General features: G+C 61.5%; 13 protein-coding genes. 10 read left to right on the top strand and 3 right to left on the bottom strand.

All coding sequences use genetic code 11. From position 1 onward, the window contains the following. Nucleotides 1-23: 23 nt before the first annotated feature. Together QKB66_RS07680 and QKB66_RS07675 are read left to right on the top strand one after the other, a co-directional pair. Nucleotides 24-221, top strand: coding sequence for a DUF2613 domain-containing protein (locus QKB66_RS07680; protein ID WP_061924980.1), 198 nt, complete (start codon nt 24-26; stop codon nt 219-221). Further along, nucleotides 221-3,403, top strand: coding sequence for an alpha-(1->3)-arabinofuranosyltransferase family protein (locus QKB66_RS07675; protein ID WP_414253034.1), 3,183 nt, complete (start codon nt 221-223; stop codon nt 3,401-3,403). Before QKB66_RS07680 ends, QKB66_RS07675 begins: the two co-directional genes overlap by 1 nt. Here the strand turns inward: QKB66_RS07675 and QKB66_RS07670 are convergent. Continuing rightward, nucleotides 3,319-4,422: an acyltransferase family protein gene (locus QKB66_RS07670; protein WP_248093885.1), complete on the bottom strand. Its 1,104-nt coding sequence runs from the start codon at nt 4,420-4,422 to the stop codon at nt 3,319-3,321. The two genes, QKB66_RS07675 and QKB66_RS07670, sit on opposite strands and share 85 nt — an antisense overlap. 119 nt (nt 4,423-4,541) lie before the next feature. On the opposite strand from QKB66_RS07670, the gene QKB66_RS07665 reads away from it, so the two are divergent. After that, a complete protein-coding gene (locus tag QKB66_RS07665; protein ID WP_248093866.1) occupies nt 4,542-5,693 on the top strand; it encodes a DUF3068 domain-containing protein in 1,152 nt (383 codons plus the stop codon). A 124-nt stretch (nt 5,694-5,817) separates the two neighbouring features. Beyond that, nucleotides 5,818-7,188 (top strand): hypothetical protein, encoded by a 1,371-nt coding sequence (locus tag QKB66_RS07660; protein WP_414253033.1) that lies wholly within the window; start codon nt 5,818-5,820, stop codon nt 7,186-7,188. Here QKB66_RS07660 and QKB66_RS07655 read toward each other — a convergent pair. Then, a complete protein-coding gene (locus QKB66_RS07655; RefSeq protein WP_414253032.1) occupies nt 7,120-8,256 on the bottom strand; it encodes a glycosyltransferase family 4 protein in 1,137 nt (378 codons plus the stop codon). The two genes, QKB66_RS07660 and QKB66_RS07655, sit on opposite strands and share 69 nt — an antisense overlap. 24 nt (nt 8,257-8,280) lie before the next feature. On the opposite strand from QKB66_RS07655, the gene QKB66_RS07650 reads away from it, so the two are divergent. After that, nucleotides 8,281-9,066, top strand: a complete 786-nt coding sequence (locus tag QKB66_RS07650; protein WP_248093863.1) for a class I SAM-dependent methyltransferase — start codon at nt 8,281-8,283, stop codon at nt 9,064-9,066. Nucleotides 9,067-9,464: 398 nt separating this feature from the next. Here the strand turns inward: QKB66_RS07650 and QKB66_RS07645 are convergent, their stop codons facing one another. Then, on the bottom strand, nt 9,465-11,282 hold the full coding sequence (locus QKB66_RS07645; RefSeq protein ID WP_414253031.1) for a phosphoenolpyruvate carboxykinase (GTP): 1,818 nt from the start codon (nt 11,280-11,282) through the stop codon (nt 9,465-9,467). 407 nt (nt 11,283-11,689) lie between these two features. Between QKB66_RS07645 and trmB the strand changes: the two genes are divergently transcribed. The 5 genes from trmB to QKB66_RS07620 are packed head-to-tail and all read left to right on the top strand — an operon-like array spanning nt 11,690 to nt 16,737. Continuing rightward, entirely contained in the window at nt 11,690-12,466 is a 777-nt protein-coding gene (gene trmB, locus QKB66_RS07640; RefSeq protein ID WP_062036873.1) for a tRNA (guanosine(46)-N7)-methyltransferase TrmB, read from the top strand. Beyond that, nucleotides 12,466-13,062: an NYN domain-containing protein gene (locus QKB66_RS07635; protein WP_062036870.1), complete on the top strand. Its 597-nt coding sequence runs from the start codon at nt 12,466-12,468 to the stop codon at nt 13,060-13,062. Before trmB ends, QKB66_RS07635 begins: the two co-directional genes overlap by 1 nt. Nucleotides 13,063-13,069: 7 nt before the next feature. Further along, nucleotides 13,070-15,373, top strand: coding sequence for an MMPL family transporter (locus QKB66_RS07630; RefSeq protein WP_414253030.1), 2,304 nt, complete (start codon nt 13,070-13,072; stop codon nt 15,371-15,373). After that, nucleotides 15,370-16,386 (top strand): lysylphosphatidylglycerol synthase transmembrane domain-containing protein, encoded by a 1,017-nt coding sequence (locus QKB66_RS07625; protein ID WP_414253029.1) that lies wholly within the window; start codon nt 15,370-15,372, stop codon nt 16,384-16,386. The genes QKB66_RS07630 and QKB66_RS07625 overlap by 4 nt, the downstream gene beginning before the upstream one ends. A 6-nt stretch (nt 16,387-16,392) precedes the next feature. Beyond that, nucleotides 16,393-16,737 carry a DUF3054 domain-containing protein gene (locus QKB66_RS07620; RefSeq protein WP_414253028.1) on the top strand — a complete coding sequence of 115 codons (345 nt, stop codon included), beginning with the start codon at nt 16,393-16,395 and terminating at the stop codon, nt 16,735-16,737. Nucleotides 16,738-16,769: the final 32 nt, after the last annotated feature.

Here is a 16,769-nt window from a genome sequence, read left to right as displayed (position 1 = left end):
GGTAGCTGCTAGGATGTGGGTTTATGGCACTCGAGACGGACTCCCTCAACAAGCGCACCCTCGGCCCCGCCGTGGGCAGCACCGTCGTGGGCATCGCCCTCGGCGTCATCACCATCATCGGCATCGCGCAGTTTTCTAATGCTGATGCAGTTCCGTCGGACGGTGCAGTTTCCGCTTCTGATGCCGTAATGGGCGGCCCGGAGTACGGCTCTAGGAACTAATGAATGCGCAGTCCCGCTGGCGCATAGGCGGGCTTTTAGCTCTCGCTGTTTTTGTATTTACCCAGCCCTTTGGCTTGGTTGCGGCGGATACCAAGCACGATCTCACCGCTAACCCCCTAGGCTTTCTACGCAGAGCGGCCAGCGCCTATACCGAGGTCTTTACGCTCGGCCAGTTACAGAACCAGGCTTATGGTTATCTTTTCCCGCAGGGCCCGTTTTTTCTTCTTACCTCACCGCTGCCGGATTGGGTAGCTCAGCGCTTGTGGTGGTTACTCGTCCTAGGCGTTGGCTTTTGGGGCTTCCACCGGCTGATTTATGCGTCTCTTCCTCCGCAGTTCAGAGGCCTTAGGCGGGAAGGCCTAAGGCGGGAGATTTCGCCCGTCTGGCCTTTTCTTGCGGCCCTGCTTTACGCTCTTTCGCCCCGCGCGCTGACTACGATAGGCGCAATTTCCTCGGAGACCTGGCCAGTCATGCTGGCGCCGTGGGTCATCCTGCCTTTCTTGCGCCGGGAGCTAACGTGGCGCTGCGCCGCGGCAGCAGTTTTGCCGGTGGCAGCGATGGGCGCGGTCAATGCCACCGCTACCCTCGCTGCGTGTGTTCCGGCAGCGGTGGTGCTTTTGTACCGCCGGGCCTGGCGTCCCGGCCTTGTGTGGCTGGCTGGCTGCGCGGCGGTTTCTCTGTGGTGGATAGTGCCGCTTTTGGTGCTGGGGCGCTACGCCCCGCCGTTTACTGAGTTCATCGAGTCTTCCTATGTCACCACCCGCTGGCTAAACCTGCCGGAAATTCTCCGCGGCACCACCAGCTGGGCACCCTTCGTCGACACGGAGCGCGTAGCCGGATATGCACTGGCCACCCAGCCTTTCTTCGGGCTGGTCACCATGACGGTGGCAGCAATTGGCCTCTACGGCCTAGCACGACTGCCACGAGTCTGGCCGGTCATGGCCTGCGTGGGCATCGCTATCCTCGGCACCCACGCCGCCTGGTATCTCCACGCGCTCGACGGCCCGCTCGCCGCGCTAAGAAACCTCCACAAGTTCGATCCGCTCGTGCGCATCCCCCTGCTGCTCGGTTTCGCCGCGGCAACCTCCGCCCTGCCCCTGCCGCGGGTGCGGGACGAGTGGTTGCGGCCGGGGCGTCGGCAAGCGGTGGCGGTGCTGGTGGCCGCCATTGCTTGCGCGTCCTTCTCGCCCGCGTGGACTGGGCGCCTGCTTCCCAAGGGCGCCTACGAAAAGGTCCCGGAGTACTGGCACGAGGCTGCGGACTTCCTCAACACCCATGCCCAGGGCACGCGCACGCTGCTGTTCCCCGAGGCTTCTTTCGCACGCCAAAACTGGGGTTGGACACGCGATGAGCCGGCACAGCCGCTTCTCGACGTCCCGTGGGCCGTCCGCGACGCCATCCCCCTCGTCCCACCCGAGGCCATTCGCGGACTCGACGGCGTGGTGGCAGCCCTCCACGAAGATCCCGCCACCGGTAGCGCCGCGCTGCGCCGCCTCGGCATCGGTGCGGTGCTGCTGCGCCACGACTTAGCGTCTACAGAAGGCGCGAACGGCCGCGATGACTCCCCGCTGGCGGCCTGGCGCGATGCTTCCTCCTACGGCGGGCAGGTCCACTCCTTCGGCCCTGATGACGAGGTGGAGGTCATCATCCTCCCGCCTGCCGACGACGCCGTAGGCACACTGACCTCCGCCAATCCCGTCCGCGTGGCCGGCGGCGGGGAGTCCCTGGCCTTCCTGGATGCCCATGGTGACGGTTCGGCTCCTGCCTACGAGCTCGTCGATCGTGACGCCGACATCGTCACCGATACGCCCACGCTGACCGACCGCAACTACGGCACCCTCGACGGGCCCATCTCCGCGCCTTTGGCCGAGGGAGATCCCTCGACGGTGAACAACCGCCTGCGCGACTACCCCTCCGCCGGGCCGCTGACAAAGGTGGTTTCGCACGGCGGCACAGTCCGCGCTTCTTCCGCGGCTGCCGACGCCGATGCCTTCGGCGGCGCCAATCCCGCGCGCTCGCGCACCGCTGCTGTTGACGGCGAAAATTCCACCGCCTGGTGGCCCGCCCCCGGCGATACCGGCTGGCTGGAGCTAAACAAGGACCCGAATACGCCGGCGTGGCACGCGCCGGTGGTCAAGCTCATGGCCACTGCCCGCACCGAGGTCACCGTGCGCTCGGGAAGCGCGAAGGTCAAGGTTAAACTCAAGCCCTACCGCTCCCGCGAAGTGCGTGTGCCGGGTGGGGATACCCGCAGCATCCGCATCGATCTTTCCGAGCGCGTGGGCATCGCCAACGCGCAGGTCGTGGACTCCCCCATCGAGCGCGTGGTCACCGTTCCGGCGACTTCCCCAAACGTCCACCAGTTCTTCTTCCAGCAGCTAGCCCAGGACACCCGTATCCTCATCCGTGACTTCACGGTGCCCCGCACCATGCGGTTGGAGCTGGATGCCCGCAAGCCCGTGCTTATCGACGGCGTGCGTTATAACCCCGGCGCGCACCTCACCCTCCGCTCCGGCACCCACCGCGTGCGCAGCACCGGCGGATGGATCAGCCTGCGCGAGGTGGGCTGGTCACCGGCCGCCGACAGCAAACGAACCTCCGGCACCATCGAAGCCACGGGGCAGGACCGGCTGCTTATCACCGGCAATGCGTTTAACCCCGGCCTGCAGGGCCACCTCGATTCGGAGGCCGGCAGCATCAACCTCGCGCCGCGAGAGATCAACGCTTCCCTCCAGGCTTTTGTCATTCCCGCTGGTGCCAGCGGTAGCTTCCGCATGAGTTTTGCCGCAGCGCGTACCTATAAGGCCGCGCTTGGCTTGGGCGGCGCGTTGGCCCTGCTGACCGTGGCCGGCTGCCTGCTTTCTCTTCGCCGCCGCCCCACCACGCCGTGGCAGCCAGACGATGGCCGCGGTGCCCACATTCTCGCTGCAGTATGCGGCCTGGGTACGCTCAGCCTGCTCGGCCTGCCCGCCGTACTCGCGGGTGTTGCTGCGTGGGTAGTGTTGAAATGGACGTCGCTAGGCGCTGCGCCTTTAGCCGCCGCCCTGACGGCGGCGGCCGGGACCATGCTTGCCCGCGCTCCGTGGGCCAGCGGCAGCTATGCCGGCGATTCGGTCCTCGTGACCTGCTTGTGCGCGGCCTCGCTAGCCTGCGTCCTGTGGCCCAGCCGCCGCGCGAACTGACCAACCAACCGCTTGCCGGGTTCTTCCACCACGGCGTAGCTAGCGGCCGAAACCAGCAGGCTGCCCGCCACCGTCACCGCGAAGACCACGCAGAAGTCCATGACCTTGCCCGAAAACAGCGGCACTCCCAGCAATGGAAAGACCACCGACAACACCGCAACGTGCCACAAAAACAGCGAGTAGGACCAACGCCCCAAAGCCTGCCCCCACTGGCTGCTCAGCAGCGAAGACTTCCGTGGGGCCAAAGCCACAGGCGCCATCACGCACACCGCAAAGACCGCGCCCACCATGATGCGTCGCGCGAACTCACCTGGCTCCGGATGCGCCAAACCCCGCGGGCCAAACCACTCGCGGCTAGCCAGCCACAGGCAACCACACGCCGCCAGCCACCACGCCCACCGCATCCGCAGCGCACGTCTTAGCCACCCTGGAAACTGCCCGCGCGCAGTTTCTGCTTCAGCCAGCAGCATCCCGACTGCAAACCACGAGGCATACGCCGGCGGCCAAATCTGCGAATTCACGTCCCCCTTGGCGTAATCAGCCACAAAGGGAACAAAACCCCAGCCCCAGCTCAGCACCGCCGCCACGGCAATGGCCCACGCTCTGTGCCGCCGCGACCATCCGCGCATCACCGCCGCCAGCAGCGGCAGCACCAGATAAAACGCGAACTCCACACACAGCGACCACAGTTGCGTAAGCCCCGGCGCCAAACCGTCGACTACATAAATCTGCGTGCCCGTTAGGTTGCTGAATAGCTGGGTAGCGGTGGCGGAGTGGGCGTCGGGAAGCAGTGCGAAGACCAGCACCACACATACCAGATACGCAGGCGCCAGGCGTCCCACGCGTGACCACGCATAATCCCGCGGGCTGTGCAGGCCGCGCCGGCGCCACAGCAGGAAAGCGCTCAGCGCAAAGAACACCGAAACGAAGTAATCGAAACGCTCCGCAATCCCCCAACCGGTGCCCGTTTGAAAGGAGACATGCGTGACCACAATTCCCAAAGCGGCGCAGCCTCGCATACCATCCAACTCAGAAATATGGCGGGGTAGGCTCTTTAAGGAAGAATGGGAAGCCACACTAATTTTTCCTTCCTCCTCATAATGCACGGCGCACGTAAACTGATTGGAACTCTACTGTAATGAAGCGGCTGATTAACTGGAGCTCGCGGATGACGAAGGTGATCGTCGCGGCAATCATCTTTTTGCTCCTCGGTTCTGTGCTTCCGCCGTTGTACAACAATCAAGCCCGGCCGCTGCCAGATGACCTAAACTTCACCATCGACACCGCCCCTACCCAGGGCACGGCTCTTAACGTCAGCCGCGCTGTGCAACACAAGAAGCCAGCGGATACCCACGGCAACCCTGACTGCGATGCCAAGGATGCTCCACTTTATTGCTATGTAGAGGAACGGGACGTTTCGCTCAAACGCACCACCCGCACCTCGCCTACTGCCGACGACGCCGTGGCTTCCGCCGATTCCCTCCTCCAGGTCACCTCGGATGGCCAAGCAATCGCGGAGATCAAGGAAAAATCGCTGCTCAACCGCGAATCCGCTTATCCGGTAGCAGGGACCAATAGCTCACAGCAGGTTGATATCGCTCCGCTGAATATCTCTGCGGCTGACCGCGACTTTTCGCGCGATGGCATCAGCTACTTCTTCCCGGCTAAGGCGGAACAGCGCAGCTACCCGTATTTCGATCCGATGACGCAGACCGCTGCGCCCATCGACTTCACCGGTACCGAAAAGCGCGAGACAATTCCGACCTACATCTTCCACCAGGAAATTGAGCCGGTTGCCTTGGCCTATTCGCTGGGCGTCTTGCAGCAGCAAACCCCCGATGAGAAAGCCACGCGCACGAGCCCAGAGAAGCTGCAGCGCTCCGGCCCGGCGCAAGCGATGTTCGATGAGGAATCGCTACACCGCTTCGGGCTGGACCCCACCGAGCACGTCAGCCTCGAGCCTTTCTACACGGTCAAGCGCGACGTATGGGTAGAACCAACCACCGGCACCATCGTCGATGCTCATGAGGACATAAAGATTTTCCTCGCCACCGACCAGGACCAGGCGAAGAAGATGGTTGCCGAGGACGACACTGCCGACCGCTCCCTCTTCCAGGCTAGCTTGAACTGGTCCGATGCCACCAAGAAGGAACGTTTGGACACGGTACGCACGACCATCAACAACGTGAAGATTCTCAGCATCGTCGGCTGGTTAGGCAAGGTAATCGGCGTTATCTTGCTGGCCTATGCCGCCTTTATGTACATGCGCCGCCACCGTGCCGGCGCCTAAACCCGCGCGCCGCAGGTCCGCGCGCTGCAGGTCCGCGCGCTGGGGCCTAGGGCTGTGGGGCGCTCTGCTCGTGGTGGCAGTGTGCTGGCCGTTTTTCCTGCCCGGCGAGATGGTGTGGCGTGATATGGTTCTACTCCACAACCCCGGTTTTACCGCCTCCAACTTTGGGCTGGGCTCGCTGCCCGCCCGTAATGCGCCCCAGGACGGCGCGCTGACTTTGCTGGGTGGTGATTGGTTCGCGCGCGTGCTCGTCACCGCTTCTGCAAGTGCTAGCGCATACTTTGCTGCGAAGTGGGCCCGCACTTCGCTTTCCGCCGCCGCTGCGATGGCTTGTGCGGTGGCCAATCCTTTCATCGTCGAGCGCCTGCTCCTGGGGCACTGGTCCCTTGCGATTGCGGGATGGCTCGCGCCAGTTCTGGCATGGGCGTGCCTGCACAAGCGCGCGATTCCCGCGTGGCTGAGTCTGTGGGCAAGTTCCCTTACTCCCACCGGCGGCGTATTCGGCGTGATAATCGCCCTTGTTACTGGCCGTTTCAAACTCGCCGCGGGTGGCGTGGCGCTGTGCCTGCCGTGGCTGGTGCCGGCGATTACCAACAACACAGTTCCCGGTCCGGCTGCCGCGCAGGTGGCTGCATTCGCGCCTCGCGCGGAAGCTGGCGTGGGCACCGTCGGCGCTCTCCTTGGTCTCGGCGGCATCTGGAGCGCCGACGCCGTTCCCGAATCCCGCCACCACGGCTTTGCGCTCGCAGGGCTAGTGGTTGCAGCTGTTGCGCTGCTTGGCGCCCGCCGCCTCGCCCCCGCTTGCCGACGCCCCCTGCTCCTCCTCGCCGCCGTAGGCCTCGGCAGCGCGCTTATTGCCTGGGCATGCCCCGGCGCACTGGTGTGGCTGATTGAAACGGTCCCCGGCGTGGGCCTGCTTCGCGACGCCTCCAAGCTAACGCTACTTGCCCTACCCCTCTACGTCGCCGGTATCGGCGCCCTGCCTAACCTCCCCGCAGCCTTGGCACTCCTCGCCTGCCTGCTTCAGGCTCCCGACACTCCACGCGAGCTAGCTGTCCTCACGCCACGCCCCAGCGGTATTGATCACCAGCTCGTCGAAGAGCTAGACGGCCGGCTAGCACTCTTCCCGCAACGCCCCTCCCTCGTCACTTTGTCCGACGGCACCACCGCAGTCGACCCGTATTCGAAGGCCGTAAACAAACTGGAATCCGGCGAACTGCGCGTCGACGGCGTTGTGGTCGACCAAGCCCAGCCCGCCTACCGCGCAGCGCTGCAAGCTTGGCAGGACCAGGGCTTAGATAAACTCGCCCAACTCGGCGTGGGCGCGGTGGTTGTTGACGGCCGCATCGTCGCCGAGCCGCCCGCCCCCGCGCCCAAGGTTCCGTGGGCCCTTACCGCCGCCTGGGTGGCCAGCCCGCTGGCCTGCTTAGTGCTCTGGCTGCTGGTCCGTCCAGGCCTTCTGGCTACCCGCCGTCGCACGAGCGGTCTGCGTTAGCAACTTCTCAAAAGCGCACCCCGTCTTCTCCCAGGAGTAGTGTGCTGCCAGCTCGCGGGCATTCTCGCCCAACTGACGGCGCAAATTCGCATCCGCAACAAGCTCGCGGACTGCCCTCACAAACTCTTCCTCGGTATCGACCAGCACGCCAGTCTGGCCCGGGATGACGCTATCGCGCAGCCCGAAGGAATAGCCCACCGTCGGCACACCATGCTGCGCGGCCTCCATCACTGCCAGCCCCCAGCCTTCTTTGCGCGAGGGCATGAGGTGGACGTCGGCAAGCGCAAGCAAAGCGTGCTTATAGTCCTCGGTGACCTGCCCGCGGAAGCGAACCCGCGAGGCCACTCCAATGCGCTCGGCGTACTCACGCAGCTGTGCTTCCCACCAGCCGGAACCGATGACGTCGAGGACCGCGCCAGGCATCTTTGCCACCGTGTCCATCGCATGTTCAATCTGCTTGTGCGGAACCAACCGCGAGAGCGTCACCAGATGGATGGCCGTCTCGCGTTGCAGGGTCGGCACATGTTCTGGCAGTGGATCGACACCATTTTCGATGATGTGCGCGCCTTTAATTCCCAGCTCTTCCAAATCCTGCTTCGAAGCCTGCGAGACCGTCACATAAGGGCTGCTCCGATAAACCCTTGGCGCAACCTTCGACTCCAAGAACCACCCCAAACGTGCCAAGAGAGGGCCCGCAACCGGCCATTGTTCGCGATGGCAATGATGGGTGAGCAAAACAGTTGGCGCCTTCGAGACCAGTTTGGCGAAGAAAGGAATGCCGTTCTGGGTATCGACAATGACATCGATGTTCTTGGCGTCGCCAAGCCCCAAGCGCCCGGCCAAAATGGCTAGCCACGCGCGCGGATACACGCTGAACTTGGCACCGCCGCGAGAATATAAAACGCCTTCGCGATGCTCACGCTTTGCAGCATTCATGTGCCGCGCGGTGCGGAAGACCACCTCGTGGCCTTGCGCCGCCAGGTACTCCCCGACGCGCTCCAGATAGCGTTCCGAGCCACCGCCTTGCGGGTGGGTGGAATCACGCCAGCACAGTAAAAGAATCTTCATGTCGAACTACTAGCCTAGTGGGTTATGAAACAAACCCGTGCCTTGGCCACGCTCGCGCGTTCGTGGCGCCTGCTCCGTTCTTTCCGCTTTGAGCAGACTGCGCCGGATATTTTTTACGGCGGTCTGGCCGAAGACACCGCACTGCTTATCGACGCCCTCTGCCACGACGCCGGCACCCAACTCACCGGCGCGCGCGTTCTCGACGTCGGCGGCGGTCCGGGCTATTTCGCAGAGGCCTTCACCCGCCGCGGGACACAGTATTTCGGCGTGGAACCGGACGCCGGGGAAATGTCCGCGGCGGGAATTGCCCTGGCGAGCGCCGTGCGCGGTGATGGCACGCAGCTGCCCTTCGCTGCAGATACCTTCGACATCACATACTCCTCCAACGTGGCCGAACATATCCCGCATCCATGGGACATGGGAGAAGAAATGCTGCGCGTGACCAAGCCCGGCGGGCTGGTGATCCTCAGCTACACCGTGTGGCTGGGCCCCTTCGGCGGGCACGAGACCGGCCTCTGGGAGCACTATGTCGGCGGCGCCTTCGCCCGCGATCGCTATACCCGCCGCCACGGCCACCCGCCGAAGAACGTCTTCGGCACTTCGCTGTTCGCGGTCTCTGCCAGCGAGGGCCTTAAGTGGGCGGAAGCTATCACCAGCAGTGGCGCCGCACTTGGCGGCGCCACTGTGGATGGTCCGACGCTAGTAGCGACGTTCCCGCGCTACCACCCCAGCTGGGCGTGGTGGGTAACGCGGGTGCCCGTCCTGCGCGAGTTCCTTACCTCAAACCTTGTCCTCGTGCTACGCCGTTGAGCCCGATTCCCCGCAAAATGTATCCAATTCAAACGTTCGGGAACATTGTTTCCGAACACGGTCGTCGTGGGTAACAATAACTACAGCTGCATTAGCTTTATCCAAGGATGCAGTTGGCTGATCCGCGAAAATTGGGTTGCGCCCGTTAGCGTGGTGTACGAGTTTGTTTCACCGCCATTCTTTTTATCGCGGCTCAATCGACTTCTGTCCTTTTAGGCCTTTTGTTTGACCTACCATTTGCCCGAAATAACACAAAGGGTCTGGCTCCGATGCATGATCGGAGCCAGACCCTAGATGCCCAAACAGCCTGAATTCAGTTACTCAAGCTGTCCAGAAGTCGGCCTCTTCAGCAATCAGCTAACTGCTTTAGACTTAGCCAACCGTGGAAAGTAAGAAGATTAGGCGTTTTCCACGCGGGACTTCAAAGCATTGAACTCGTCCCACACCTCGGAAGGAACGCGGGAGCCCAGGAAGTGCAGCCACTCGGTATTGTCTTCCATGTCTCCAGCCCATTCGGAAGCGTTGACGGCCAGCGCCTCGCGAACATCCTCGATATCGAAGTCGAGGCCCTCGATGTCAATGTCCTCAGCGCGAGCGGTGTGGCCGACGACGGTCTCGACAGCCTCAGCCTTGCCTTCAATGCGATCCACAATCCACTTCAGGACGCGGGAGTTCTCGCCGAAGCCCGGCCACAGGAATCGGCCGTCCTCGCCACGGCGGAACCAGTTGACCAGGAAGATGGACGGCATGCGTACGCCACCCTTTTCACCCATGTCAATCCAGTGCTGCAGGTAGTCGCCAGCGTTGTAGCCGATGAACGGCAGCATAGCCATTGGGTCGTGGCGCAGAGCACCGACCTTGCCCTCCGCAGCTGCAGTCTGGCCAGAAGCAAGCAGGGAGCCGATCATGGTGCCGTGGTTCCAGCTGAATGCCTGGGTAACCAGCGGGACAGTATCCGCGCGGCGGCCGCCGAACAGGATGGCATCAATCTTGACGCCCTTCCAGTCATCGAACTCCGGTGCGGCGGTCGGGCACTGGGTAATCGGAACGCAGTAGCGAGAGTTCGGGTGTGCCGCATTGGTGGTGGACTCAGGGGTCCAGTCATTGCCAAGCCAGTCGATGAGGTGGGCTGGAGCCTCGCCCATGTCCTCCCACCAGACATCGCCGTCGTCGGTAAGCGCAACGTTGGTGAAGATGGTGTTGCCCGGCTCCATGGTCTTCATGGCAATCGGGTTGGAATCGTAGTTGGTGCCCGGCGCAACGCCGAAGAAGCCGTTCTCCGGGTTGACGGCGTACAGGCCGTCCTCGCGCAGGTGCATCCACGCGATGTCATCACCGACAACCTCTGCGGACCAGCCCGGGATGGTCGGGGTAATCATCGCGAGGTTGGTCTTGCCACAAGCAGACGGGAAAGCCGCCGCAACGTGGTAGTTCTTGCCCTCTGGGTTGGTCAGCTTCAGGATGAGCATGTGCTCAGCCATCCAGCCCTCTTCTTTAGCCATAACAGAAGCAATGCGCAGCGCGTAGCACTTCTTGGCCAAGATGGCGTTTCCGCCGTAACCGGAACCATAGGACCAGATTTCCTTGGTCTCTGGGAACTGGGTGATGTACTTGGTCTCGTTGCACGGCCAAGCCACATCTTCCTGGCCCTCCTCCAAAGGAGCGCCGACAGAGTGCAGAGCGTGCACGAAGTCGCCGTCCGTACCGATCTTCTCCAGTGCCTGTGCTCCCATGCGGGTCATGATGCGCATGGACAAAACGACGTATTCGGAGTCAGTCAGCTGCACGCCCAGCTTTGGCTCTGGGTCGCTGATGGGGCCCATGCAGAAAGGAACGACGTACATGGTGCGGCCCTTCATGGAGCCGCGGAATGCCTCCGTCATCTCCTCCTTCATCGCCGCCGGCGGTGCCCAGTTGTTGGTAGGGCCCGCATCTTCCTCAGACTCAGTGCAGATGAAAGTGCGGGACTCCACACGCGCGACGTCGGAAGGGTTAGAGCGAGCCAAGTAGGAGTTCGGGCGCTTTTCCTCGTTCAGCTTGATGAGTGTGCCCTTTTCGACGAGCTCGCCTGCCAGACGATCTGCTTCTTCCTGGGAGCCGTCTACGAAGACCACGCGCTCCGGCTGGAAGAGTTCAACACTTTCGCTAATCCAAGAAATGAGCTTTTCGTTGCTCGTTGGCAGCTCGCCGACGAGGCCTTTAATGGTGGCGGTCATCTAAGAATCTCCTAGTGGTCCGGTTCGTGAGGATTTTTACCGCCGAGGAACATCTACCGGGTTCTTGGCCGGAGCACACGTCCCCCACGGGTCTTTCACCACAAGATTAACCCCACGTCGCCGCGAATTAGGGTCAAAATTAGGCATTCAAAGCCAATATGGTTATAACCATGCCGTTCACCACAACTTAACCAAGCGTATGCCGTTGTGACATACAGCATATGACCCCTAGCCCCACCCCAATACGGGGTTGAAATGTTCAGAGTGGGACGTAGCTTTGTCCGGAATAATCCACCCCCTCGAGACTCAACCCGGTTATATCCACCGCGTAAAGTTCCCTCCACCACCCAGCGAAAAGCGGCGCGGCACTTTGTTAGAGACATAAGCACAGGGAACAATAAAGAGCAATGAATACTGCAGATAATCCTCAAAACTCCCCAGCCGGCGAAATGCCTCACGGCCGCCCGCTGCAGACCGACTTCAACGCTAAATTCGGCAACGACCTCGATTACCCACGCCTCGGCAACGTCACCTTCCGACGCGGCACGCTCACTGACAACCAGAATGCCCTCTTCGAAGAGCACTGGCCGCGCCTCGGAGCAATGCTTGCCGACGAACGCCTCGACATCGATTCTTGGTTCGGCCGCACCGGCGCCAAGACTATCGTCGAAATCGGGTCCGGCACCGGCACTTCCACCGCCGCTATGGCACCGCTCGAGCAGGACACCAACATCATCGCCGTCGAGCTCTACAAGCCCGGCCTTGCCAAGCTCCTAGGCTCTGTCGTTCGCAACGACATCGACAACATCCGCATGATCCGCGGCGACGGTATCGAGGTGATGGTCCGCATGTTTGCGCCAGAATCCTTGGACGGCATCCGTGTCTTCTTCCCCGACCCATGGCCGAAGGCCCGCCACCACAAGCGCCGCATCATCCAATCCGGCACCCTCAACCTTTTTGCCTCCCGTCTGAAAAAGGGCGGTGTTCTGCACGTCGCTACCGACCACGCGGGGTACGCAGAGTGGATCAACGAACTCGTCGAGGTAGAGCCCACCCTCCGCTACAAAGGCTGGCCATGGCCCGAGTGCCCGCAGCTGACTGACCGCCAGCTCATCACCAAGTTCGAGGGCAAGGGCCTCGACAAAGACCACGTCATCACCGAGTACCTGTGGGAGAAGATCTAATGCAAGGTTCCTACCTACTCATCTGGGACGCCCCCAACATGGACATGGGGCTAGGCGCCATCCTCGGTGGCCGCCCAACTGCAGCGCACCGCCCACGTTTTGATGCCATCGGCCGCTGGCTCGTCGATATCGCTCTGCAGAACGACGCCCAGCCAGAAGCTGCCGTATTCACCAACGTCACCCCTGGCGGCGCTGACGTCATCCGCCCGTGGGTCGAGGCGATCCGTAACGTCGGCTTCGCAGTCTTTGCCAAGCCGAAGCTGCACGAGGACGACGATGTCGATCCAGACATGGTGGATTACATCCAGGCCAACCGCGACAAACTCGAAGGCGTCATCGTCGCCTCCGCCGACGGCCAGAATTTCCAGCCCCTCCTCGAGGAAATCGCAGCCGAGGGCAAGCCCGTCTGCGTTCTCGGCTTCCACGAGCATGCCTCCTGGGCCGTGACACACGATGACATCGAATTCGTCGACCTCGAGGACATCGAAGGCGTCTTCCGCGAGCCACTGCCGCGCATCAACCTCGACAACCTGCCAGAAGGCGGCGCCTGGTTGCAACCATTCCGCCCGCTCACCGCCCTACTCAAGCAGCGTTAGGAGGACCATGTTCTACGCTTGGGGCCGCTTTTCCTATGCGCATCGCAAAGTCGTCCCGCTCGTCATTGTTGGCGTCATCCTGCTGCTTTTCATCGGCTTCGGCACTCGCTTAGGCGAGCGCATGAGCCAGGAAGGCTGGGAGGACCCCGGCGCGGCGTCGACAAGCGCAGCCCGCATCGAACAGGAAACCTTCGGGCGCGACAACTCCGGCGATGTCATTTTGCTGTTTTCTGATCCTGATCAGAACTTTGCCGCAGCAAAGGACCACCTCGCAACGCTAAAAGAACAGCACCCGCAGGAAATCGATGGCATCACCAGCTACTTCGATGCCAAGAACCCAAACTTGGTCAATCGTGACCACAGCACTGCCTTTGCCGCCATCAGCCTCAAAGGCGACGGCGAACAGACGCTGAAGGACTTCCGCGCGATTGAAAGCGACCTCACCGCCACCGACATCCCGGTCAAAGTCGCTGGTGCTACCGCTGTGGCCGATGCTCTCGATGAGGGCATGGCGCACGACATCTCCCGCGCCGAAAAAGCAGCCCTTCCGTTAGTTGGTCTCCTACTGCTGATTGTCTTCGGCTCGGTTGTCGCTGCCTGCATGCCGCTTGTTGTAGGTGGCCTTTCTATCTTGGGCTCGCTGGGTATTTTGTCTGTGCTCGCTGGCTTCCAGCAGGTCAACGTCTTTGCCCAGGCCGTCGTAACGCTGCTCGGTTTGGGCCTTGCTATCGACTACGGCTTGTTCATGGTCTCTCGCTTCCGCGAGGAGCTGGATAAAGGCCGCTCGACCCCCGATGCCGTTGCCACCACTACCGCCACAGCCGGCCAAACCGTGGTCTTTTCCGCGGGCATGGTGACCGTGGCGTTGTCTGGTCTTTTCCTATTCCCGCAGGCCTTCCTGAAGTCCGTGGCTTATGGCTCGATTTCTGCAGTAGGCCTAGCAGCGCTGTTGTCTGTGACCGTCTTGCCGGCGCTTTTCGGCCTGCTGGGCAAGCGCATCGACAAGTTCTCCGTGCGCAAGACTTCTCGAAAAGCCCGCCGTTTAGAAGACACAGTGTGGTACAAGCTTCCTCGTTGGGCCATGCGCCATGCCAAGCTCATGACCGTGGCCATCTGCGGCCTGCTCATTGCCCTTACCTTGCCGGTTCTTGGCGTTAAGTTCGGTGGCATCAACGAGACCTACCTGCCGCCACAACATGAAACCCGCATGGCTCAGGACGAGTTCAACGAGCAGTTCCCGTCCTTCCGCACTGAGCCGGTAAAGCTAGTGGTAACTAACGCCACCAATCAGCAGCTTGTCGACGTCGTCATGCAAGTACGCCAGCTCGAAGGACTCACCAAGCCGATGGGCCCTGTTACTCCAACGAAGGACGGCACCACTGTCCTCGCTGCGGGTATCAAGGATCGTGACGACTACGCCCGTATCGTCCACGAACTCGAGCAGGTGGAAGCCCCTGAAGGCGTTGAGCTCTACGTGGGAGGCACTCCGGCCATGGAAGTTGAGTCTTTGGATGCCCTTTTCCACAAGCTGCCGTGGATGGCTCTCTACGTCGTACTGGCAACATTCGTGCTGATGTCTCTAGTTTTCGGCTCTTTCATCTTGCCGATTAAGGCCATCTTGATGACGCTGCTCTCCCTCGGCGCAACGCTCGGCATTTTGACCCTGATGTTCGTCGACGGCTTGGGAGCGGGCGCCTTGAGCTTTACTGCCGGCCCGCTGATGAGTCCAATTCTGGTGCTTATCATTGCCATCGTCTTCGGTCTTTCCACCGATTACGAGGTCTTCCTAGTCTCCCGCATGGTGGAGGCTCGCCGTCGTACGGACGGTGCCGATACAGATGAAGCCATCGCCATCGGCACTGCGCACACCGGAGGCATTATTACGGCTGCGGCTCTCATCATGATTGTGGTGGCAGGCGCTTTCGGTTTTTCCGACATTGTGATGATGAAGTACATCGCTTTCGGCATGATTTTTGCACTGCTTATCGACGCCACAATCGTCCGCATGCTGCTCGTCCCCGCCGTCATGCACTTGCTGCGGGAAGACAACTGGTGGGCGCCCCGCTTCATCCATCGCGCTTACGACAAGTTGGGTCACGGCCGCGAACCCGTCACTGCCCCAGCTTCCAGCCAGCCAGCTTCGGTCTCTGCACCGTCTGCTACCCAACCAACCGTTGCCGCGATGCCATCTAAAGACGAGTACGAAGGCCCTGAACGCAGCGGCCGTTCCCTCGAGGAAGACTCCTCCCTCATCCCATTCAGTGAGCTCATGCAGCGCCTCCAAGCCGATAAGCGCACGGGAGAGCGATGAAAAAGAACTGGTTAACCTGGATTGTTTCGCTGCTCATACTGATCGCATTGGGATGGTTCTTTCGCGACCACCTGAGCTTCATCTCTGAGGGCCTAAGCCGCCTTCGGCATGCGGAGCCGCTACCAGTCGTGCTGGTTGTACTCTTCGCATTCGGGTCTATTGCCGGCATGGCGGAGGTCATGCGTCTGCTCATCAAGGCCGGCAAGATTGAGGTCCCGCTGCGGGAAACTTATGCAATTACGCTGGCTTCCAATTCCTGGTCCACAACCCTTCCCGCAGGACCGGCCTTCGCTGCGATCCTGACATTCCAGGTACAGCGCGGGTGGGGCGCATCGGTGGCATTGTGCAGCTATTTCCTGTTCCTGTCATCGATCATTTCCTCGATGTTCCTGGCTCTCATCGGCGTCGCCGGTGTGTTTTTCTTGAACGCGGATATGGCATTGGGGTCGTTGCTGACCACCATCGTCCTGATGCTGGCGGCAATGGGCGCTATCTTCTGGATTACCTCCCACCCCGCAACCATCCAACGCTGGCTAAACCACCAGCGAGTTCTCAAGGGTGCGAAGCTAGCGCGCGTCCGCAAGGAAGTAAACAACCTTGACGAGGTGCACTTGAGCCGCGGCCCGTTTGCGGTCATTTGTATCTCCTCGCTCTTGCACCGCCTGTGCGACATGCTCGCTTTGTGGGCCAGCGTGTGGGCCATTACTGGAGAAATTCCTTGGCTACGCGCTGCTGAAGACCACACAACGATGGCCGGCATCGCCCTCGCTTTCCTCGCCGCAAAGCTGGCGGGCTCGGCGCAGGTTACGCCGGGCGGTCTTGGAACGGTGGAGGCCGCTCTTATCGCACCGCTGGTGGCGACTGGTCTGACTGCAGCTCATGCCACTTCCGCTGCGATTATCTACCGCCTTATTTCCTTTGCTCTGGTCACTATCATTGGCTGGGTCATCTACTTTGTGCATTACGCCAGCAAGGGGCTGACCTACCAAGCGCTGAATCGAAAGGACACTTAAACACTCATGCGCACAGCACCGATTATCGACATCATCGCCCTCGCCATCTTCGCAGTTCTCGCCCGCATTGCGCATGGAGGGCTCTCCTTCAGTAGCTGGGTCGATGCTTTCTGGCCGTGGACTGTAGGCGCACTAATTGGTTGGGTCATCATCCTCGCCACCAAAATGGACGGTCGTTGGAAGGAAGGCCTCGTGGTTTGGCTTTCTGCTGTAATTGGCGGAATGGCTCTATGGATGCTGGTTAACGGCCGTCTTCCGCACTACAGCTTCCTCATCGTTGCAACCACGATGTCGGCACTGTTCTTCTTCGGCTGGCGCGGTATCGCCGCACTCGCTTCCCGCCGCCGCTAGGTCCAGTTGCGGGGCCACCCCACCCCGTTTAT

Source organism: Corynebacterium sp. c25Ua_89 (genome assembly GCF_047459735.1).
In the GTDB taxonomy this organism is placed as follows: Bacteria; Actinomycetota; Actinomycetes; order Mycobacteriales; family Mycobacteriaceae; genus Corynebacterium; species Corynebacterium simulans.
This window is presented reverse-complemented; position numbering and strand designations above follow the sequence as displayed.

What these genes read in the sequence shown, in the direction of transcription:
- QKB66_RS07680 (WP_061924980.1), top strand. Translation starts at nt 24, where the DNA reads ATGGCACTCGAGACGGACTCCCTCAACAAGCGCACCCTCGGCCCCGCC.
- QKB66_RS07675 (WP_414253034.1), top strand. Translation starts at nt 221, where the DNA reads ATGAATGCGCAGTCCCGCTGGCGCATAGGCGGGCTTTTAGCTCTCGCT.
- QKB66_RS07670 (WP_248093885.1), bottom strand. Translation starts at nt 4,422, where the DNA reads ATGCGAGGCTGCGCCGCTTTGGGAATTGTGGTCACGCATGTCTCCTTT.
- QKB66_RS07665 (WP_248093866.1), top strand. Translation starts at nt 4,542, where the DNA reads ATGAAGCGGCTGATTAACTGGAGCTCGCGGATGACGAAGGTGATCGTC.
- QKB66_RS07660 (WP_414253033.1), top strand. Translation starts at nt 5,818, where the DNA reads ATGGTTCTACTCCACAACCCCGGTTTTACCGCCTCCAACTTTGGGCTG.
- QKB66_RS07655 (WP_414253032.1), bottom strand. Translation starts at nt 8,256, where the DNA reads ATGAAGATTCTTTTACTGTGCTGGCGTGATTCCACCCACCCGCAAGGC.
- QKB66_RS07650 (WP_248093863.1), top strand. Translation starts at nt 8,281, where the DNA reads ATGAAACAAACCCGTGCCTTGGCCACGCTCGCGCGTTCGTGGCGCCTG.
- QKB66_RS07645 (WP_414253031.1), bottom strand. Translation starts at nt 11,282, where the DNA reads ATGACCGCCACCATTAAAGGCCTCGTCGGCGAGCTGCCAACGAGCAAC.
- trmB (WP_062036873.1), top strand. Translation starts at nt 11,690, where the DNA reads ATGAATACTGCAGATAATCCTCAAAACTCCCCAGCCGGCGAAATGCCT.
- QKB66_RS07635 (WP_062036870.1), top strand. Translation starts at nt 12,466, where the DNA reads ATGCAAGGTTCCTACCTACTCATCTGGGACGCCCCCAACATGGACATG.
- QKB66_RS07630 (WP_414253030.1), top strand. Translation starts at nt 13,070, where the DNA reads ATGTTCTACGCTTGGGGCCGCTTTTCCTATGCGCATCGCAAAGTCGTC.
- QKB66_RS07625 (WP_414253029.1), top strand. Translation starts at nt 15,370, where the DNA reads ATGAAAAAGAACTGGTTAACCTGGATTGTTTCGCTGCTCATACTGATC.
- QKB66_RS07620 (WP_414253028.1), top strand. Translation starts at nt 16,393, where the DNA reads ATGCGCACAGCACCGATTATCGACATCATCGCCCTCGCCATCTTCGCA.